The following is a 19368-nucleotide window of genomic DNA, read 5'->3' as shown; positions in this document are numbered from 1 at the left end:
TCGTTTCGTGTATCCGGGGTCCGTCAGACGCCCGGGGCGGTATCCGACCCATCATCCCACAGGACCTGCGGCGCATAACGCGGACGGGTGAAGATGAAGTTCTGGATCTCGCGGTTTTCGAGGCCGGTGCGGAAGGGCGGGCTGTAGAAGGCCGACGTTTCCACGATGATCAGCCGCTCGCCATCCACCATGTTCGGCAGGCGGTCGCCCCAACCGCGCACGGTGCTGGCGGTCAGCGGGGAGGAACGTCCGGTCGATTGCGACCAGTCGAGATCGATACGTTCGTTGCGTGCGTCCCAGTAGACCACGGAAACCCGGATGGTGCTGTCCTGCGGCGACCGTGTCAGCGTGTCGAACAGCCGGTGCGCACCTGCAAGATAATTCGCATCGATTGGCACCGTCTCGCGAGAGATCATGTCGCTGATCGTATACGCGCCTTTCTGGTGCATCGAATACTGCCGGAACGCATCGAAGATCGAAAGGGCGGACATGTAGGCCCAGAACATGATCGGGATGATGATCACGGTTTCCAGCGCGATGGCGCCATCCTCCTTGCGCAGGAAGTCCCCTCGCAGGAAAGATTTGAGGTTAAGTGTGAACATTATCTTGGCTCCTGTACAAAGGCGCTGATCGACGTCATGGCGACCTTACCCCCGCCGTCCTTGCGGAAATCCTGGCCCAGACCGGTCATCGGGAAGACCGGTGTGAACTTGTAGCAGGCCCGCAGGATCATCAGTTCGTGGGGCTGACCCAGCGACCAGCCGCGTACCGGTGTTGCGGGCTCCGAAACGTCGGGGCAGTCGGGGCTTGCCGGCAGACCGGTGAAGTTGCGCGGGTCCATCGACACCATCTCGAGACGCAGCACGGTGTTGCAGTCCGGAAGGTTCCCGGCGTTCTGGCAGATCGCCCGCTTGAGGTCGTCGTGATCGAATACCATGCCGGTATTCAGACGGACCTGACGGGTGGTCACCTCGAGGCCGCGGTCCAGAAGCATCTGCCGGACGCTGTAGATCCCCATCTCCAGACCGAAGAAGAAGAAGGAGAAGATCAGCGGCGCCATGATCACGAATTCGAGCGCGATGATCATGCCATCTTCGTTCTTGCGGAAGATGCGGAGCCGCTTTTTCAGACGGGTCATCATTGTGTGAGCCTCAGCTGGTTGATCTGGCGGGCAATCGCCTTGAATGCGTCAGAGATTTCGACGCCCTCGACACGGAAGAAGTGGCTGGGCGAGGATGCGCAGTCTCTCATCACGCTGGCACCGTAGTCGTCGACTTCGAAACCGATGGACCAGATGACGATGTTCTTTGCCTTCACTGCATCACACACGCTGTCGAGAAGGTCGTTCCCGATGGAGGGCGTGTATTTCATGTAGCGGAAGCTGTTGTGATAGTAGGGATGCACGTAGTTGTTGAGATACCAATGCAGGTTGTACCGCGCCCAGTGCGACGCATGGCTAGAGTTGGCGTAATAGGAGTCGCTGATCCGGTACGAATAGTGGTTCTTGCCGTCCGTCATCAGGATCACGGTTTTCAGCGTCTCGGAGTCCGAGAAGGATGCAGGCCGCGACGAGAAGATCGGGTCGACCCGGTTTTCAGTGACCAGTTGCTGCGTGATCTCGTTGAAATCGGGATCCAGCAGGCCGGAGGCCCATTTCATCCCCGCAAAGATTGATGTCGACCCGCGTGGGACCAATTGACCGATCTGGAACTTCAGGCTGTTTGCGTCCTGGCTGAGTGGCGTGATGTCCTCGTAGGTTCCGTTCGGGCAGACGGGTGTCGAGACGTCGTTGCTGTAGCCATCGTAACCCCACTGGAAATGCTGCACCTGCTTGTAGGTCTTGTCGCGCCGCAGCCGCGTCGAGGTGAAGTCCGATGAATCGAACTCCATGCAGTGCGAATAGGGGTTGTTGTAGTTTACGTTGAACTTGCTCAACAGGGCCGGTCCGGCGCTGACGTGCTCGGAGTAGGGGATGAGCGAGAGCGAAACCAGATCCTGCGTTTCGGGGCGGATCACCGTATCGACGAATTCCCGCGCGGCGTCGCGCAGCTGGGGCATCTTGTCGCCCTGGCCCATGGACCCGGAGATATCGAGCACAAGCGAGATTTCCACGTTGGTGACGCGCTCCTCGGCCTCGGACCGGCTGCGCAGCGGCAATTCGTTGATGCCCAACAGGCGCATGAAGTTGGTCGGCGTCACGGAGTCGGAGTTGACCGAGACAGTCCGGAAATTCAGACCTTCGCTCACCTTCACGCCGTTGGAGCGGTCGGGAATGCCGGCTTTTGCGAAATAGTCGTTCACGACGGTCTGCGGATCCAGCGTCTGATCGAGATCCGCAGCAGCGAGAACCGCGCGGTCGGCGGTGTTCTGGATGCGCACGCGCTCCATCTCGTTGCGCATCATGTCAATGGCGATACCGCAGACCAGCAGCATCATCAGCAGTGTAAAACAGGCGAAGATGGTGACCATACCATCTTCTTCTTTGGTATAGCGGCGCATCCGCGCGCTGTTCGAGCGCGTCAATCCGACCGGAATACGGGTCGTTGAAAACAAATTTGACATTCGCATTACCTCTCAGGCCAAGACGCCCTGCCAGAGCGCGCAAAATGGCTGTTATGACCGATGGTTATGCCGCAGGACTTTGGCTAAAATGGGGCAGAAAATTGCCTAAGCTTCCAATTTTAAAGGAATATTCTGAACAATGGACTGTGTTTCACCGCGAGTGTTTCCAGCGTGTTAACAAAGGGCGCCCGCTGCGGGCCCAAACTGGGCGGCAGTGTGAACCTGTGAGTCGTCAAGGTTAATGGGCGACGAAACTCCGCGCGCCGGTCGCATTGCGCAGATCCTGTGGCGCGACCTCGAACACCGTGTTGGGCGCGCCGCCTGCCGCCCATACGGTGCCGAAATCCAGCAGGGCAGTGTCCATCCAGACGGGCAATTCGCACAGATGCCCGATGGGGGCCACGCCGCCGATGGCAAATCCCGTGTCGCGGCGCACGCGGCTGGGATCGGCGCGGACCAGTTCCTCTCCGAAGATCTCGGCGGCGTGGGACATGTCCAGCCGGTGCGCGCCGCTCACGAGGACAAGGACAAGCGATCCGCTGCGTGCCCCTTCGAAAATCATCGATTTGGCGATCTGGCCGACGTCGCAGTCGCAGGCCTCTGCGGCTTCCTCGGCGGTGCGGGTATTGCGGTCTAGCGTCACGATCTCGATACCGAGGCCAAGCACCTTCGCGGCCTCCTGCACCCGTTTGACGCTCTTTCCCATCGCCGTGCTCCTTCATCGCCTGCTGCAGTCTGTCAGAGGCTGTGCCGAATGCAACGGACGCGACCATAGCTTTGCGGGGGCGTTCATAAAATGATTAAAAATCTGGCAATCTGTGGCAGTCAGATTAGGGTCAGGGTGGCGGCCTTCCCCGGCACGCAACAAGGCCCACGTTTCTTCATTTCTACAAAAAGGCGCATGTAATGTCCCAACCTTCCAACGAACCGAGTTTTCGCGAGAGCGTCGACCTGATGTTCAATCGCGCGGTGCGACTGATGGATCTCAGGCCCGGGCTTGAAGAAAAGATCCGGGTCTGCAACGCAACCTACACGGTCCGTTTCGGTGTCCGCCTGCGCGGGGAGATCAAGACATTCACCGGCTACCGGTCCGTCCATTCCGAACATATGGAGCCGGTCAAGGGCGGTATCCGGTTCTCGCTGGGCGTCAATCAGGACGAGGTCGAAGCGCTGGCCGCGCTGATGACGTACAAATGCGCATTGGTCGAAGCGCCCTTTGGCGGATCGAAGGGCGGGCTGTGCGTCGACCCGCGTGAATACGAAGAGCACGAGATGGAGATGATCACCCGCCGCTTCGCCTATGAGCTGATCAAGCGCGATCTGATCAACCCCGCCCAGAACGTCCCCGCACCGGACATGGGCACCGGAGAGCGCGAGATGGCGTGGATCGCCGACCAGTACAAGCGGATGCACACCACCGATATCAACGGCGCGGCCTGTGTGACAGGCAAACCGATCAACGCGGGCGGTATCCAGGGGCGCACGGAAGCCACCGGTCGCGGGGTGCAATACGCGCTTCGGGCGTTCTTCCGCGACGATGAAGGCGTCAAGAAAGCCAACATGAAAGGCACGCTCGATGGCAAGCGCGTGATCGTGCAGGGGCTGGGCAACGTCGGCTACCACGCCGCCAAGTTCCTCAGCGAAGAGGACGGCGCGCCGGTTGTCTGTGTGATCGAATACAATGGCGCGATCTGGAACGACGACGGCATCGATATCGAGGAGCTGAAGCAATACATCACCGAACACGGCACTCCCGAGGGGTTTTCCGGGGGCCAGTTCTTTGAACACGGCGAGAATCTGCTGGAGCGCGAATGCGATATCCTGATCCCTGCGGCGCTCGAGGGGGTCATCAACCTTAGCAACGCAAACCGCATCAAGGCCAAGCTGATCATCGAGGCCGCGAACGGGCCCGTGACGGCGGGGGCGGATGAAATCCTGCGGGACAAGAAGACCGTCATCATTCCCGACATGTATGCCAACGCCGGCGGCGTCACGGTGTCCTATTTCGAATGGGTCAAGAACCTCAGCCATATCCGCTTCGGGCGGATGCAGCGCCGCCAGGAGGAATCGCGTCACCAGCTGATCGTGGACGAACTGGAACGGATCAGCCGCGACACCTCGATCAACTGGACGCTGAGCCCCGATTTCAAGGAAAAATACCTCAAAGGAGCGGGGGAGATGGAGCTTGTCCGCTCGGGTCTGGATGACACGATGCGGCTGGCATACGATTCCATGGCACAGGTCTGGCACGGGCGCGAGGATGTGACCGACCTGCGCACCGCAGCCTATCTGACGGCAATCGGCAAGGTCGCGGCAAGCTACCACGCGAAAGGCCTCTGACCGACGGCGCAACTGGGTCTAGATTGCGGCGCCGCGGTGTTCTCACCGCGGCGCTTTTGTCTTTCACGCAGGGTGACGCAGCGTCTACATCGCGCCTGAAGGTTGTTAAATAATTGAAATATAATAATTTTGTGAATGGACGTTGAGGTATCAATAAAATTTTCCACCGAAATTCATAATTGTCGGGAAAATACCTTACTTAGGGCCCGCTGCCGCCGTGGTGATCCTGCCATTTAAAGGTTGGAAATGAAGGAAATACTCCATGTTCAACTTTGGATTTGGCGCGTCTGCTGACCGGTCGAAATCCGGCTGGCAGCGGATAACCTCGAAAGTTCGAGAGTTTCGGGGAAATGAGGATGGAAGTCAGACGGTCGAGGCCGTCATCTGGTTTCCCATATACATGGTCGTGTTCGCGATCATCCTGAACCTTTCGATGATGTTCTTCACGAAATCACAGATGCTGCGCGTCGCACAGGACGGCAACCGCGCCTATTCGCTGGGCCGGATGGACGCGACAACGGATGTCGAGAATTACATCAAGGCGCAGTTCGCCTACACCAGAGCGGCCTTGAGCGTGAACAGCGCGATCCGCGACGGTTTCATCGTGACGGAAGTGACCGCTCCCGCCATCCACCTGATGCCCATGAGCCTGATGCGGGGCTACTTCGACGATGTCACGATCGGCTTCGTCGCCCAGCAGATCATCGAGTTCTGAGCCATGAAACAGCAGCACATCCCAGCACGTGACGGATCGCCCCGAGGTTTCATCAACGGTGAGAAGGGCACGGCGAGTATCCTCAGCCTGTCGTTTCTCCTGATTTTTCTCACCCTCGGTGGGGTCGCGATCGACTTCAGCAAATCCGTGTCCGAGCGCGCGCAGTTGCAGGCCGCCGCCGACACAGCGGCGCACGCAGCCCTTTACGTGCGCAGTGACGGTTCGGTCGAAGAAGCCCGCGATGCCGCGCTGCGTTCGATCGACGCGATCCTTGCCAATGGGTATTTCAACAAGATCACCAACAAGACCGATGTCGAGTTCGGCGTCTGGAACAACGAGACCTACGAGTTCACCAAGGACGAGAACAGCCGGACGGCCGTACAGGTGCTTGCGAACCTTGAAGAAAGCCGTGGCAACGGCGCGCGCAACCTGTTGCTGGGCCTGATCGGTTACGGGCGATTCGATATCCGGACCTCTGCGGTCTACACGACCTATTTCCCCCCGTGTTTCACCGAAGGTTTCGTCGCCGAAGATGTCGTCGACATCCAGTCCAACAACGAATTCCGCGACGGGTTCTGCATCCACTCGAACTCCCACGTCAGCGTGAACTCGAACAACATCTTCGAGCCGGGGACCGTCGTGTCGATGCCTGATACCGACGACCTGGACATGCCCAAATCCGGCTATGAGCGTAACGACGGTCTGGAAGCGGCCCTGCGCAGCGGGTCCTACCGGATGCGCCTGCTTGCCAAACTGCCCGACATCATCGACGGGCTGTGGACGGCCGATCCGGCCTCCTTCCCGCGCCGCAAGCCTGGCAGCTTCGGCGACGGCACCCTGCTGGGCGGCGAGTATAACAGCTACGTCCACAACCTGCCCTATGCCAGCACCCTTCTGCCCGAGAATTTCGAGACCGGTGTCGTCAATGCGCTGCGCTGCGGCGGCAGTGGCAAGGTGACGCTGGACAAGGGAACCTACTGGAACATCGCGCTGATCACCGATTGCGAGGTGAAATTCGCCAAGGACGCGATTCTGGAAGACACCCTGATCGCGACCACCCACACCGGCGCTAATTCGTTCAATTCGCCGTCTGGCTTCATGCTGGGCCGGCAGGACAACTGTCTGGACGGGGGCGGATCGGTTCTGATGACGATGGGCGGTTTCAACGTGGCGGCCGGTCTGAGCATTTTCGGCGGCCAGATCCTCGCGTTGGGGGATATCACTTTCGCGGCGGACGCCAGCGGTGTGCTGGGTGCGAGCCTGATCGCCAAGGGGCGCATCGACGGCACCAGCAACTCGGTCATGGGGTTCTGCAACGGCAGCGGGCTCGAGAATGCCTATCGCGCCGATTACTTCCGCATGATCCGCTAGGGCGCATCAGCGGGCGGCATCCGTTTCCGCGAGACAATCCTTTCGCGATTATCCCCGGCCAAATCCCTTGGCGCGATTGTGCGGCCCGTGCAGTTCTGTCTAAGTGGACGCAGCTGCACAAAGGGATCTGCAATGCGCTTTTCTGGATGGCGTCTGTTGCGCGAAGGGCTGACGGGAAACAGGGGCTGGGGCCCGCACTGGCGCGATGCCACGCCAAAGGCGGAATATGACGCGGTCATCATCGGCGGCGGCGGGCACGGGCTGGCGACGGCCTATTACCTCGCCAAGACGCACGGCATGCGCAACATCGCCGTGCTGGAGAAAGGCTATCTCGGTGGCGGCAATATCGGGCGTAACACGACCATCGTGCGGGCGAACTACTTTCTCGACGGCAATTCGCAGTTCTATTCACATTCGCTGAAGCTTTGGGAAGGGTTGGAGCGCGAGCTGAACTACAACGCCATGCTGTCGCAGCGCGGGGTCATGATGCTGTGCCATTCCGACGGCCAGCGGGATGCCTTTGCGCGGCGGGGCAATGCGATCCGCGGGCAGGGCGATGATGCGGAACTGCTGGACCGCGAGGGCGTGCGCCGCATCGCGCCCTACCTCGATTTCGAAAATACCAGGTTTCCGATCTACGGCGGGTTGTTGCAACGCCGCGGAGGGACCGCGCGCCACGATGCCGTGGCGTGGGGCTATGCGCGCGGGGCGTCCGACCGAGGTGTGGACCTGATCCAGAACTGCGAAGTCACCGGTATCGATATCGAGGGCAGGCGCGTCACCGGGGTTCAGACCACCCGTGGCGCGATCCGGGCGCGCAAGGTCGGCATCGTCGTTGCGGGCCGCTCGGGGCAGGTGGCGGCCATGGCGGGCATGCGCCTGCCCATCGAAAGCCACGTGCTGCAGGCCTTTGTCACCGAAGGGTTGAAGCCCTGCATCGACAACGTCATCAGCTTCGGGATGGGACATTTCTATATCAGCCAGTCCGACAAGGGCGGGCTGGTCTTTGGCGGGGATCTGGATTTCTATGCCTCCTACGCCGCGCGGGGGAATTTGCCGATGGTCGAGCATGTGATGGAAGCGAGCATGACACTGATGCCGATGATCGGCAAGGCCAAGGTCCTGCGGTCCTGGGGCGGTATCATGGACATGACGCCCGATGGCTCTCCTATCATCGACAAGACCGGGACCGAGGGGCTCTTTCTCAATTGCGGCTGGTGCTACGGCGGCTTCAAGGCGGTGCCGGGCTCTGGCGATGCCTTTGCGCATCTGATGGCGACCGGGGAGCACCACGCGGCGGCGGCGAAGTTCCGGCTCGACCGGTTCAGGACCGGGCGCGGCCTGATGGACGAGGAGGGCACAGGTGCGCAACACAACCTCCACTGAGGCGCCCGGAGCGGGCTGCGGGATTGAGTTTAGGGGCAAAATGGAGACAGGCCGTTGCGGCCTGCGGGCGGTCGTGGCGTGAGGATCGATTGTCCATTGTGCGGCGCCCGTGACCGGCGCGAGTTCTACTACAAGGGGGATGCGGTTGCGCTGGAGCGTCCGGCCCCAGACGCCGGAGAGGCCGCCTGGGACAGCTATCTGCATCTGCGCGACAATCCCGCCGGACGCACCCGTGATCTGTGGCAGCACGAGGCGGGATGCGGGGCCTGGCTGATCGTGGAGCGCGATACCGTCACCCACGAGATCCATGCGACCGCACTGGCCGCGGAGGCGGGAAAGTGAGGCTTCGCGAGATCCCCGACGGGGAAAAGATACGCTTCCGCTTCGACGGCGTGGGTTATACGGGCCGGCGCGGAGAAACGGTTGCTGCTGCCCTGCTGGCGAGTGGCGTACGGCTGATGGGCCGGTCGTTCAAATACCACCGCCCGCGCGGCGTCCTGACGGCGGGGTCGGAGGAGCCGAACGCGCTTGTCACCGTTGGCAGGGGCGCGGGCGCGGAACCGAACCTGCGCGCCACGGTTCAGGAAGTCTACGAAGGGCTCGAGGTGCGCTCGCAGTCGGCGTGGCCCTCTCTTGCCTTCGATGCGCTGGCGGTGAACGATCTGGGCGCGCGGTTTCTGGGGGCGGGGTTTTACTACAAGACCTTCATGTGGCCACAGACCTTCTGGGAAAAGCTCTATGAGCCGGTGATCCGCCGTGCGGCCGGATTGGGGGCGCTGAACGGCAAGGCGGATGCGGATCGCTACGACCGCGCCTTTGCATTCTGCGATGTGCTGGTGATCGGGGCAGGGCCTGCGGGGCTGATGGCGGCGGATGCCGCGTCGCAAGCGGGTCTGGACGTGATCCTTTGCGACGAAGACAGCCAACCCGGGGGGCGGCTGTTGGTCGAGCGCGAGGAGGTCGGCGGCGTGACTGCGACCGATTGGGTCGCGCAGAAGGTGGCAGAGCTGGCAGCGCGGGCGAACGTGCGGATCATGCCGCGTACGACCGTCACCGGCGCCTACGACGGCGGCGTTTTCGGCGCGCTGGAGCGTGTGTCGCATCATCTGCCGCGATCTGGCGCGCCGCTGGAGTGTTTCTGGCGGATCACGGCGCGGGCGTCGATCCTTTGCGCAGGGGCGATAGAGCGGCCCATCGCGTTCCCTGACAATGACCGGCCCGGCGTGATGATGGCGGGTGCCGTGCGGGCCTACCTCAACCGCTGGGGGGTGGCGCCCGGCAGGCGGATCGTCGTGTTCGGCAACAACGACGACGCCCACAGGACCGCACGCGATCTGCATGCCGCGGGGGTCGAGGTGGCCGCGCTGGTCGATAGCCGCACGGAGGCGGAGTTTGCCGACAGCCCCTTCCCGGTGCATCCCGGTGCGGTGGTCTGCGGCACATCGGGGCGCAGGGGCGTGAAGACGGTCACGCTGCGGCGGGACGGCCGGGACTGGACGATCAGGGCCGATTGCCTTGCCGTATCGGGGGGCTGGAACCCGACGGTTCACCTGACCTGTCACACGGGCGGCAGGCCCGAATGGCGTGAGGATATCGCGGCTTTCGTCCCGGTGGCGGGGACGGTGCCGGGCATGGACTGGGCCGGGGCCTGCGCCGGGGCGTTTTCCACGCAAGCGTGCCTGCGCGGCGGGCTCGACGCAGGACAGCGTGTGGCGCAGGCGCTGGGCAAGGCCCCGGCAGATCTGGTGCTTCCTGATGCGGACGGTTCTGCCTACCGGATCGCCCCTTTGTGGGAGGTGGCCGGCAAGGGGCGTGCCTGGCTCGATTTCCAGAATGACGTGACCACCAAGGATATCCGGCAGGCGGCGGTGGAAAACTTTGTCTCGGTCGAGCATATGAAGCGCTACACCACGCAAGGGATGGCGACCGATCAGGGCAAGACCTCGAACGTCGCGGCGCTGGCGCTTCTGGCCGATGCGACCGCGCGCGGGATCGCGCAGACCGGGACAACCACGTTCCGGCCACCCTACACGCCGGTGTCGATCGCCGCGATGGGGGCAGGCGGGCGCGGCGCGGGATTCGCGCCGCAGCGGTTCACCACCAGCCACCGCCAAAGTGTCGCGATGGGCGCGCCGATGATCGAGGCCGGCTTGTGGTACAGGCCCAGCTATTTCCCGCGCGAGGGCGAAGCCACGTGGCGCGCGGCCTGCGACCGCGAGGTCCGCCATGTGCGCGAGGCCGTGGGCGTGTGCGATGTCAGCACGCTGGGCAAGATCGACATTCAGGGCCCCGACGCGGCGCGGCTGCTTGATCTGGTTTACACCAACGTCTTCTCCACCCTGAAAGAGCGGCGCGTGCGCTATGGCCTGATGCTGCGCGAGGACGGGATGGTCATGGATGACGGCACCACCGCGCGATTGGGGCCGCAGCACTACCTCATGACGACCACCACCGCCGCGGCTGGAGAGGTCATGCGCCATCTCAACTGGGTGTCGCAGGGGCTGCATCCGGAATGGGATGTCCGCTTCGCGTCGGTGACCGAACACTGGGCGCAGTTCGCGGTGGCGGGACCCAAGGCGCATGGGCTGCTGGAAGGGCTGCTCGATCAGCCGCTCGACGATGCCGACTCGCCGTTCATGGCTTGTGGCGAGGTCGGCGTCCTGGGGGTGCGCGGACGGCTGTTCCGGATCTCCTTCTCGGGAGAGCGGGGGTACGAGATTGCCGTGCCCGCCCGCTACGGTGCAGCGCTTTTTGCAAAGCTGGTCCGCCGCGCCGAGGCGCTGGGGGGCGGGGCCTACGGTATGGAAGCGCTGAACGTATTGCGCATGGAAAAAGGGTTCATCACCCACGCGGAAATCCACGGGCGCGTCACGGCATTTGACATCGGCATGGCGCGGATGGTGTCGCCGGGTAAGGACTGCATCGGCAAGGTGATGGCCGCGCGGCCCGGTCTGGTCGATCCGGCGCGGGCGCGGCTCGTGGGCCTCAAACCCGTGGCCCCCGCGCAGGAGATTTCAGCCGGTGCGCATCTCTATCCCGTGGGCCAGAGCGCCGTGCATGCCAACGATCAGGGCTATGTCACCTCGGTTTGCCAGTCGCCGCAGGCCGGTTCGATGATCGGGCTTGGGTTTGTCAGCCGCGGACCCGAGCGTATGGGCGAGCGTCTGCAACTGGTCGACCATCTGCGGGCCATCCGCACCGAGGTCGAGATTTGTCCGCCGGTCTTCTACGATCCCGAGGGAGGGCGCCTGCGTGAGTGAGCTTGAAGCGGAGACCTGTTTCGCGGACCTTCTGCCGGTTACGATCGGCGGTGTCACCCTGCGCGAAGCCGAGGTCGGCTCTGCCCATGCGGTCTTGCCTTACGCCACGGCCACGCCGGAAGCGCTGCAAGAGGCGCTGGGCATGCCATTTCCCGGTGCCGGCCAAAGTGTCACGCAGGGGGACACGCGGTTGATCTGGTGGGGCCGCGAGGAGGCGCTGCTGCTGGGGCGCGCGCCGGGCAGAGAACTCTCGGCGCTGGCCGCTGTGATCGATCAGGGCGATGCATGGTGCTTTGCCGAATTGTCCGGGGCCGGGTCGGAAGACGTTCTGGCGCGGCTGGTTCCCGTCGATCTGCGCGCCGCGCATTTCGCGCAGGGCGCAACCGCGCGGAGCCTTCTGGGCCATATGCATGCCAGCATTACCAGAACCGGCCCCGATACCTTCATGGTCGCGGTGTTCCGCTCACTGGCCGGAACACTCGTTCACGATCTGACGCAGGCACTGGAAGCGGTGGCGGCGCGCCGCTAGAATGGCGCCTGTGAGTTTTGTAAGGAGTACCGATATGATCCGGATGTTTGCAGCCGTCGTCGCCCTGTGCGCCGCCACGCCTCTGGCCGCGCAGAGCGCCAAGGAAACCGATTGTGGCTATCAGGCCGATGTTGTCGCAGCGGTTCAGGCGGCAAGGATGGAGCGGGTGCGCGAAAGACAGGTCGTGGATCATGTCGCAGGTACCGCGCCGGAATGGCCGGAAAAATACAACGCGGTCGTCCCCTTGGTGACCCCTTGGGTCTACCGCATGAAAATGAAAGAGCTGAAGTCAGCCGATCTGGGTGAGGCGTGGGAAGAGCTGTGTCTGCAGCAATGACTCGGATCTGACCGTCGCTGCCGCGTCGATGCGGCGCGGCGCCACCGCTCTTTTCGGCCTGTATTCCGCCGCGCGCTTCTGGACTCTGGCCTGCGGCATTCGGTATGATCGCGTATGAGCCTGCCCCCTGGATTTCTGGATGAATTGCGCAGCCGGTCGAGCCTGTCACAGGTCGTCGGGCGCAAGGTCATGTGGGATCAGCGCAAGTCCAATCAGGGCAAGGGCGATATGTGGGCGCCGTGCCCGTTCCACCAGGAAAAATCGGCGAGTTTCCACGTCGATGACCGCAAGGGATTCTATTATTGCTTCGGGTGCCACGCGAAGGGCGACGCGATCTCCTTCGTGCGCGAGACCGAGAACGTGAGTTTCATGGAAGCGGTCGAGATTCTGGCCCGCGAGGCCGGGATGCCGATGCCCGAACGCGACCCGCAGGCACAACAGAAAGCCGATGCGCGCACCCAGCTCGCCGAGGTGATGGAACTGGCGGTCAAATGGTTCCGGTTGCAGTTGCGCACCGGCGCAGGCCAGGCTGCGCGTGATTATCTCGCCCGCCGCGGTCTGCAAGGCGACGCGCTGGCGCGCTGGGAGATCGGATTTGCGCCCGATACATGGCAGGGGCTGTGGGATGCGCTGAAAGGGAAGGGCGTCGAAGACAAGCTGATCCTCGACGCCGGTCTGGCCAAGCCGTCGCAGAAGGGCGGCAAGCCCTATGATACCTTCCGCAACCGCATCATCTATCCGATCCGCGACGCACAGGGCCGTGCCATCGCCTTCGGGGGCCGCGCCATGGACCCTGAGGACAAGGCCAAGTACCTCAACTCTCCGGAAACGGCGCTTTTTGACAAGGGCCGCAGCCTCTACAACGTGCGCGAGGCGCGCGTGGCGGCGGGCAAGGGGCAGCCGCTGCTTGTCGCCGAAGGGTATATGGATGTGATCGCGCTCAGCGAGGCCGGTTTCGGTGCGGCGGTGGCGCCGCTGGGGACCGCCATCACCGAGAACCAGCTGGCGATGCTGTGGCGGATCAGCGACGAGCCTGTCATCATGCTGGACGGGGATGCTGCAGGCCAGCGTGCGGCGTTGCGCCTGATCGATCTGGCCTTGCCGCTGCTGGAAGCGGGGCGCAGCCTGCGCTTTGCGATGATGCCCGAAGGGCAGGATCCCGACGATCTGCTGAAATCCGCCGGTGTCGGCGCGGTGCAGAGCATCATCGATGCGGCCCAGCCCACGGTCCAGCTGCTGTGGCAGCGCGAGATCGACGGAAAGGTCTTCGACAGCCCCGAACGCAAGGCGGCACTGGACAAGACGCTGCGCGAAAAGATTGCGCTGATCCGCGACCCCAGCATCCGCAGCCACTACGGGCAGGAAATCAAGGATCTGCGCTGGCAGCTGTTCCGCAATAAATCCACGTCGGCATCGGGCGGCGGTGGAGGCGGCGCGCGGCGTCCGCGACAGCAGGGCGCGTGGGTCAAAGCGGTCCCCGGTCCGTCCGTCGGTGCGAAATCCTCGGTGCTGGCCACGGCGCAGGATGCCCGCGCCACCGATCACCTGCGCGAAGCGGTGATCCTTGCCGCCTGCATCTGCTGCCCCGAGGTCGTCGAGAAATTCGAGACCGGGCTGGAAAACATGCCCTGCGCCGATCCCGATCACGCGCGCATGCGCGATCTGGTTCTGGCGCACGCGCACAGAGGGGCCGGTGATTTGCGCGACAGAATTTCGGACGCTCTGGGACCGGACGCTATTGAAAACCTGCTGGCGCAGCGCCATGTCGCAATCACACCCTGTATCCGCAAGCCCGGGATGGCCGATCTGACAGCAATGACCATCGCCGAGGAGTTGGCAAAGCTGAAGGCCCAGCGCGGGCTGGAAGAAGAGCTTCACGATGCGCTTGACGATCTGACCGGCGAGGCAGACGAGGGGGTGACGTGGCGGCTGGCCGAAGCGGCACGTGCGCACGACCGGGCACGCCGCTCTGGACAAGAAGATCAGGCGGAATACGTGATCGCCGACAATGGCGCGCGGTTGGACCGGGAGGAAGTCGAGAAAAGCCGCAGCTTCTTTGATCAGATCGATTTCAGCAAGGGCGGTCGCAAGAACAGCTGATGCGCCGCGCGGCTTTGCGGCCGGGCGCTCTGGCGCATCGACGGGTCGATCGTGACCAATCGTCCGCAATTAGCGGAAAAATAGGGACGCGGGTTTAAGAATCGTCTGAAACCACGCATGATTCGAAAAACGAATCAGCTACCACTGATTCGCAGGGACGCTTGAGAGGAGCTTTCATGGCTGCCAAGGATACCAACGAAGACGTCAAGAACGACGATCAGGACTCCGGCCACTCGCTCGACATGAGCCAGGCCGCCGTCAAGAAGATGATCGGCGAGGCGCGCGAGAAAGGGTATATCACCTACGACCAGCTCAATACGGTCCTGCCACCCGATCAGGTGAGTTCCGAACAGATCGAGGACGTGATGTCGATGCTCTCCGAGATGGGCATTAACATCATCGAGGACGAAGAGGCCGAGGAAGAAGAGAACAAGGGCTCGACCGACGTAACTACGACCGAAAGCAACCGCGAGGTCGCACTCGGCTCCGGCACCTCCGAGAAACTGGACCGCACGGACGATCCCGTCCGCATGTACCTGCGCGAAATGGGGTCGGTCGAACTGCTGAGCCGCGAGGGCGAAATCGCCATCGCCAAGCGGATCGAGGCGGGGCGCAACACCATGATTGCGGGCCTGTGCGAAAGCCCGCTGACCTTTCAGGCGATCACCATCTGGCGCGACGAACTTCTGTCCGAGGATATTCTGCTGCGCGATGTGATCGACCTCGAGGCGACATTCGGCAACCAGATGGGCGACGACGAGGAAACCACTCCGGTGGTTCCCGCGGCAGGCGCCCCTGCGCCGGGCAAGGAAGAGGCCAAGCAGGAACTCGACGCGGACGGCAATCCGATCAGCGCCGATGACGATGACGACGACGATGACGACGATCAGGCCAACATGTCGCTTGCCGCCATGGAAGCCGCGCTGAAGCCACAGGTGCTCGAAGCGCTTGACCGTATCGCCGACGATTACGTCAAGTTGAGCGAGATGCAGGACAGCCGTATCTCGGCCACCCTGAACGAGGACAATACCTTCTCGAAAGGGGACGAGGACACCTACCAGAAGCTGCGCAGCGAGATCGTGGCGCTGGTGAACGATCTGCATCTGCACAACAACCGTATCGAAGCCCTGATCGACCAGCTGTACGGCATCAACCGCCGGATCATGCAGATCGACAGTGCGATGGTAAAGCTTGCGGATCAGGCGCGTATCAACCGCAAGGAATTCATCGACGCCTACCGCAACCACGAACTCGATCCCGGCTGGATGGAGCGGATGGCCGAAAAGCCCGGCCGCGGCTGGCAGATGTTCATCGAACGCTCTGCCGACAAGGTCGAGCAGCTGCGCGCCGACATGGCGCAGGTGGGCCAATACGTCGGTCTGGATATCTCCGAATTCCGCCGCATCGTGCAGCAGGTCCAGAAGGGCGAGAAAGAAGCCCGTCAGGCCAAGAAGGAAATGGTCGAGGCGAACCTGCGTCTCGTTATCTCCATCGCGAAGAAATACACCAACCGTGGTCTGCAATTCCTTGATCTCATTCAGGAAGGCAACATTGGCCTGATGAAGGCGGTGGACAAGTTCGAATACCGCCGCGGCTACAAGTTCTCCACCTACGCGACATGGTGGATCCGGCAGGCGATCACTCGGTCGATTGCGGATCAGGCGCGCACGATCCGTATTCCGGTGCACATGATCGAAACGATCAACAAGCTGGTCCGCACGGGCCGTCAGATGCTCCACGAGATCGGCCGCGAACCGACGCCGGAAGAGCTGGCCGAGAAGCTGCAGATGCCGCTGGAAAAGGTCCGCAAGGTGATGAAGATCGCCAAGGAGCCGATCAGCCTCGAAACCCCCATCGGCGACGAGGAAGACAGCCAGCTGGGCGATTTCATCGAGGACAAGAATGCCGTGCTGCCACTGGACAGCGCCATTCAGGAAAACCTCAAGGAAACCACCACACGGGTTCTGGCCAGCCTCACGCCGCGCGAGGAACGTGTGCTGCGCATGCGTTTCGGCATCGGCATGAACACAGACCACACGCTGGAAGAAGTGGGCCAGCAGTTCAGCGTGACCCGCGAACGGATCCGCCAGATCGAGGCGAAGGCGCTGCGCAAGCTCAAGCATCCGAGCCGGTCGCGCAAGCTGCGCAGTTTCCTCGACCAGTAGGTCGGTCGCGGGTACAGGACCCGCACCAACGATATTGCAAGGCGGGGGCCACCAATGGCCCCCGCCTTTTTCGTTGGGGCCCAGCGAGTGGCTGGTACCAATCGGCAAGGCGCCGCCGCTCACCCGGCTGTGATTTTGACCTCGCCCGTGCGGCCCCTACCTTTAGGGCAGCAGAAGGAGAGTTCTATGCGTTCCCTTGCCATTGTTGCCCTGTCGCTTGGCCTGACCCCCGCTATCGCGTCCGCGCAGGCGTATCAGGCGGTAAACGACCTCTACGTCGTGCCCCTCGGCGGCACCGAATTCGAGGTGATCGAAGGGCGCGGGGAGGGGCCGCGCGGCATCTGGTGCGCGGCTGCCGAATATGCCGAACGTCGCCTTGGCGCGGAGGATCGCGTCTACATCCAGCGGGCGCGCGGACCGGCGCAGAGCGTGACAGGTCGCAAGGCGGTGGGTTTCACCATCAATCCGGCCAATTTGTCCCAAGGCCCCTTTCAGTCCGTCAGTCTGGGTACGGATCAGGTCGGGGTGGGGCTGCCGGTCGATCACGCGATCCAGTTCTGCCGCGATATCTATGATCGCGACGATTCCCTGTTCCGGAGGTATTGATCGTGCGGTTGACCCTGTTGGCTCTGGCCTCATTCGTATCGCTGGCAGCGCAAGCCGTTGCGCAGACCCACACCGCCGCGCCGGGTGTTGAGGTTGCCCCCGTCGAGAGCGGCTTCGCGGTGCTGTCCGACGGGGGATTGGGCGCGCGCGGTTACTGGTGTGGTGCGGCGGACTATGCGCGCGACATTCTGGGTGCGCGCGGGAACGCCCGCATCTACGTTGCCTCCCCGCGCCCTGCCGGTCTGGGGCAAAGATCGCCGGTTGTCTTTACGCTGGACCCTGCCGGTTTGACGCCCCGCGCGGCTACGATCCTCGGCGCGACATTGTCGCAGCCGGGCAGCAATCTCAGCGTTGGCCACGCCTACGGGTTTTGCGCCGATTTCCGGCTGATCACGAACGGGGATATTTGATGCGCCAGATCGTTCTGTCCGGCCTTATGTGCCTTGCAACCAGCGCTGCCGCCGCAACCCTTGGCGAGGAAAAGAGGTTTGTCATCAATCCTCTGGGTGGCACCGATTTCGAGGTGATCCGCCTCCAGCAGATGGGCCCGGCAGAGCTGTGGTGCGCCGCTGCAAGCTATGTCGAGGTGCGGCAGGGCCTCTCAGAGACGACACCGATCTACGTGAAAACCCCGATCGGCCCGGCGCGCACTGCAAGCCGGCGTCAGGCGGTGGTGTTCAGCCTCAGCAACGAGGGGCTTCCCGCGCCCGACCCCGAGCGGCTGAGCGTGACGGTCGATGTCCCGGGCGAGATGATGAAATCCGCGCAGGCGCGCCGGTTTTGCCGCGATGCGTTCACGCGGTCGACCAAGTAGCGATGCATACCGAGTTCGAGATCGAGACGCGCGGCCCGCGCCTCTATGAATTCACGCAGGACGTCGCGGCGTGGTTGCGCGACTGCGGTGCCGTGTCGGGTCTTCTGACGCTGATGGTGCGTCACACCTCGGCGTCCCTGCTGATCCAGGAAAATGCCGACGCGGATGTGCAGCGTGATCTTCACGCCTATTTCGCGCGGCTGGTGCCGCCTGCCGATAGGCCCGAGATGACCTATCTGACCCATACCGCCGAAGGGCCCGACGACATGCCCGCGCATATCAAGGCGGCGATGTTACCTGTCAGCCTCCATATCCCCGTCATCGACGGGCACATGCGGTTGGGGACATGGCAGGGCATCTACCTGTTCGAGCATCGTACTGCCCCGCACCGCAGGCGCGCTGCGGGGCATTTCATGTCCGACCGGGCCTAGTTCGTCGGCATCATGAACACTTCGCGGATGGTGGCGCGCTCGGGCGCGTTCAGCGCGTAGACGACCGCTTCGGCCACGTCCTCGGCGTGGAGTTTGTCAGGCTTGGCGCTGTCGAAGAATGGCGTATCGACCATGCCCGGTGCCACGACCATGCAGCGCCCGCCCCATTCCGACATTTCCTCGGCCAGGTTTCCGGCGAAACCGTGGATGAACCATTTCGTCGCGCCGTAGATCGACCCCTTGATGTGCCTGCGACCGGCAGCCGAGCCGGTGACCAGAAACTGGCCCTTGTTCTTTTTCAGATCGGGCATCACCGCGTGCGCGGTGTAGAGCGCACCCTTGATGTTGAGGTCGATCATGCCGTCCCAATCCTCGGGGTCACCGCTTTCCACGCCCGCCGCCTTGCTGCCACGGCCCGCGTTGGCAAAGGCCGCATCGATGCTGCCGGTATGCTCGCGCAGTTGCTCGATCGCTTTTTTCTGTGCGTCGAAGTTCATCGCGTCGCCGGGAAGGGCCAGCGCCTGTGATCCGATTTCCTTGGCCAGTTCGTTCAGCTTGTCTTCGCTGCGCGCGAAAAGGCCGACGTTCCAGCCCGCGCTCGCCGCAGCCTTCGCTGTTGCGGCCCCGATGCCTGAGGACGCGCCCGTGATGAATAGTGTCTTGGCCATGGTCTGTCTCCGTCTGTGTGTGTGAACTCAGACAGGAACGCGCCAGGGCGGCTGTTTGTTCGGGGCATTCTGTCTCAGCATCTG

At 62.8% G+C, this 19368-nt stretch carries 19 protein-coding genes; 14 read left to right on the top strand and 5 right to left on the bottom strand.

Annotated elements, in window-relative coordinates; all coding sequences use genetic code 11:
- Window positions 1-23 precede the first annotated feature (23 nt).
- From ABMC89_RS06440 to ABMC89_RS06425, 4 genes are all read right to left on the bottom strand, one after another.
- Window positions 24-602 (bottom strand): TadE/TadG family type IV pilus assembly protein, encoded by a 579-nt coding sequence (locus ABMC89_RS06440; RefSeq protein ID WP_349566380.1) that lies wholly within the window; start codon window positions 600-602, stop codon window positions 24-26.
- The gene (locus ABMC89_RS06435; protein ID WP_349566378.1) at window positions 602-1138 is read right to left on the bottom strand and encodes a TadE/TadG family type IV pilus assembly protein; all 537 of its coding nucleotides are present in this window, start codon (window positions 1136-1138) and stop codon (window positions 602-604) included. Before ABMC89_RS06435 ends, ABMC89_RS06440 begins: the two co-directional genes overlap by 1 nt.
- Window positions 1138-2562 carry a pilus assembly protein TadG-related protein gene (locus tag ABMC89_RS06430; protein ID WP_349566376.1) on the bottom strand — a complete coding sequence of 475 codons (1425 nt, stop codon included), beginning with the start codon at window positions 2560-2562 and terminating at the stop codon, window positions 1138-1140. Before ABMC89_RS06430 ends, ABMC89_RS06435 begins: the two co-directional genes overlap by 1 nt.
- A gap of 238 nt (window positions 2563-2800) precedes the next feature.
- Window positions 2801-3268: a YbaK/EbsC family protein gene (locus tag ABMC89_RS06425; protein ID WP_349566375.1), complete on the bottom strand. Its 468-nt coding sequence runs from the start codon at window positions 3266-3268 to the stop codon at window positions 2801-2803.
- A 200-nt stretch (window positions 3269-3468) separates the two neighbouring features.
- On the opposite strand from ABMC89_RS06425, the gene ABMC89_RS06420 reads away from it, so the two are divergent.
- The 14 genes from ABMC89_RS06420 (at window position 3469) to ABMC89_RS06355 (ending at window position 18616) form a co-directional block, all read left to right on the top strand.
- Complete coding sequence (locus ABMC89_RS06420; protein ID WP_349566373.1) at window positions 3469-4902, top strand: Glu/Leu/Phe/Val family dehydrogenase; 1434 nt, start codon at window positions 3469-3471, stop codon at window positions 4900-4902.
- Window positions 4903-5164: 262 nt separating this feature from the next.
- The gene (locus ABMC89_RS06415) at window positions 5165-5617 is read left to right on the top strand and encodes a TadE/TadG family type IV pilus assembly protein (RefSeq protein ID WP_349566371.1); all 453 of its coding nucleotides are present in this window, start codon (window positions 5165-5167) and stop codon (window positions 5615-5617) included.
- Window positions 5618-5620: 3 nt separating this feature from the next.
- Window positions 5621-6988, top strand: coding sequence for a pilus assembly protein TadG-related protein (locus ABMC89_RS06410; protein WP_349566369.1), 1368 nt, complete (start codon window positions 5621-5623; stop codon window positions 6986-6988).
- Between the two features lie 132 nt (window positions 6989-7120).
- Window positions 7121-8374 carry a sarcosine oxidase subunit beta family protein gene (locus ABMC89_RS06405; protein ID WP_349566367.1) on the top strand — a complete coding sequence of 418 codons (1254 nt, stop codon included), beginning with the start codon at window positions 7121-7123 and terminating at the stop codon, window positions 8372-8374.
- A gap of 78 nt (window positions 8375-8452) precedes the next feature.
- Window positions 8453-8716, top strand: coding sequence for a sarcosine oxidase subunit delta (locus tag ABMC89_RS06400; protein ID WP_349566365.1), 264 nt, complete (start codon window positions 8453-8455; stop codon window positions 8714-8716).
- The gene (locus ABMC89_RS06395) at window positions 8713-11634 is read left to right on the top strand and encodes a sarcosine oxidase subunit alpha family protein (protein WP_349566363.1); all 2922 of its coding nucleotides are present in this window, start codon (window positions 8713-8715) and stop codon (window positions 11632-11634) included. Before ABMC89_RS06400 ends, ABMC89_RS06395 begins: the two co-directional genes overlap by 4 nt.
- Window positions 11627-12163: a sarcosine oxidase subunit gamma gene (locus ABMC89_RS06390; protein WP_349566361.1), complete on the top strand. Its 537-nt coding sequence runs from the start codon at window positions 11627-11629 to the stop codon at window positions 12161-12163. The genes ABMC89_RS06395 and ABMC89_RS06390 overlap by 8 nt, the downstream gene beginning before the upstream one ends.
- Before the next feature lie 34 nt (window positions 12164-12197).
- Window positions 12198-12500, top strand: a complete 303-nt coding sequence (locus ABMC89_RS06385) for a hypothetical protein (RefSeq protein WP_349566359.1) — start codon at window positions 12198-12200, stop codon at window positions 12498-12500.
- Between the two features lie 114 nt (window positions 12501-12614).
- Window positions 12615-14600 carry a DNA primase gene (gene dnaG / locus ABMC89_RS06380; RefSeq protein WP_349566357.1) on the top strand — a complete coding sequence of 662 codons (1986 nt, stop codon included), beginning with the start codon at window positions 12615-12617 and terminating at the stop codon, window positions 14598-14600.
- Window positions 14601-14776: 176 nt separating this feature from the next.
- Entirely contained in the window at window positions 14777-16765 is a 1989-nt protein-coding gene (rpoD, locus tag ABMC89_RS06375; RefSeq protein WP_349566355.1) for an RNA polymerase sigma factor RpoD, read from the top strand.
- Between the two features lie 186 nt (window positions 16766-16951).
- Entirely contained in the window at window positions 16952-17371 is a 420-nt protein-coding gene (locus tag ABMC89_RS06370) for a hypothetical protein (protein WP_349566353.1), read from the top strand.
- Window positions 17372-17373: 2 nt separating this feature from the next.
- Window positions 17374-17781, top strand: coding sequence for a hypothetical protein (locus tag ABMC89_RS06365; RefSeq protein ID WP_349566351.1), 408 nt, complete (start codon window positions 17374-17376; stop codon window positions 17779-17781).
- A complete protein-coding gene (locus tag ABMC89_RS06360) occupies window positions 17781-18185 on the top strand; it encodes a hypothetical protein (protein WP_349566349.1) in 405 nt (134 codons plus the stop codon). Before ABMC89_RS06365 ends, ABMC89_RS06360 begins: the two co-directional genes overlap by 1 nt.
- A gap of 2 nt (window positions 18186-18187) precedes the next feature.
- Window positions 18188-18616 carry a secondary thiamine-phosphate synthase enzyme YjbQ gene (locus ABMC89_RS06355; RefSeq protein ID WP_349566347.1) on the top strand — a complete coding sequence of 143 codons (429 nt, stop codon included), beginning with the start codon at window positions 18188-18190 and terminating at the stop codon, window positions 18614-18616.
- Here ABMC89_RS06355 and ABMC89_RS06350 read toward each other — a convergent pair.
- Complete coding sequence (locus tag ABMC89_RS06350) at window positions 18613-19284, bottom strand: SDR family oxidoreductase (protein ID WP_349566345.1); 672 nt, start codon at window positions 19282-19284, stop codon at window positions 18613-18615. The two genes, ABMC89_RS06355 and ABMC89_RS06350, sit on opposite strands and share 4 nt — an antisense overlap.
- Between the last annotated feature and the right edge of the window lie 84 nt (window positions 19285-19368).

Source organism: Sulfitobacter sp. HNIBRBA3233 (assembly GCF_040149665.1).
Classification (GTDB): domain Bacteria; phylum Pseudomonadota; class Alphaproteobacteria; order Rhodobacterales; family Rhodobacteraceae; genus Sulfitobacter; species Sulfitobacter marinivivus.
Note: the sequence above shows the minus strand (reverse complement) of the source record. Positions and strands in the feature narration are given on the sequence as shown.

Coding starts and splice junctions, on each gene's coding strand:
- ABMC89_RS06370 (WP_349566353.1), top strand. CDS start 16,952: ATGCGTTCCCTTGCCATTGTTGCCCTGTCGCTTGGCCTGACCCCCGCT.
- ABMC89_RS06420 (WP_349566373.1), top strand. CDS start 3,469: ATGTCCCAACCTTCCAACGAACCGAGTTTTCGCGAGAGCGTCGACCTG.
- ABMC89_RS06415 (WP_349566371.1), top strand. CDS start 5,165: ATGTTCAACTTTGGATTTGGCGCGTCTGCTGACCGGTCGAAATCCGGC.
- ABMC89_RS06385 (WP_349566359.1), top strand. CDS start 12,198: ATGATCCGGATGTTTGCAGCCGTCGTCGCCCTGTGCGCCGCCACGCCT.
- ABMC89_RS06405 (WP_349566367.1), top strand. CDS start 7,121: ATGCGCTTTTCTGGATGGCGTCTGTTGCGCGAAGGGCTGACGGGAAAC.
- ABMC89_RS06430 (WP_349566376.1), bottom strand. CDS start 2,562: ATGTCAAATTTGTTTTCAACGACCCGTATTCCGGTCGGATTGACGCGC.
- dnaG (WP_349566357.1), top strand. CDS start 12,615: ATGAGCCTGCCCCCTGGATTTCTGGATGAATTGCGCAGCCGGTCGAGC.
- ABMC89_RS06355 (WP_349566347.1), top strand. CDS start 18,188: ATGCATACCGAGTTCGAGATCGAGACGCGCGGCCCGCGCCTCTATGAA.
- ABMC89_RS06360 (WP_349566349.1), top strand. CDS start 17,781: ATGCGCCAGATCGTTCTGTCCGGCCTTATGTGCCTTGCAACCAGCGCT.
- ABMC89_RS06350 (WP_349566345.1), bottom strand. CDS start 19,284: ATGGCCAAGACACTATTCATCACGGGCGCGTCCTCAGGCATCGGGGCC.
- ABMC89_RS06435 (WP_349566378.1), bottom strand. CDS start 1,138: ATGACCCGTCTGAAAAAGCGGCTCCGCATCTTCCGCAAGAACGAAGAT.
- rpoD (WP_349566355.1), top strand. CDS start 14,777: ATGGCTGCCAAGGATACCAACGAAGACGTCAAGAACGACGATCAGGAC.
- ABMC89_RS06410 (WP_349566369.1), top strand. CDS start 5,621: ATGAAACAGCAGCACATCCCAGCACGTGACGGATCGCCCCGAGGTTTC.
- ABMC89_RS06440 (WP_349566380.1), bottom strand. CDS start 602: ATGTTCACACTTAACCTCAAATCTTTCCTGCGAGGGGACTTCCTGCGC.
- ABMC89_RS06425 (WP_349566375.1), bottom strand. CDS start 3,268: ATGGGAAAGAGCGTCAAACGGGTGCAGGAGGCCGCGAAGGTGCTTGGC.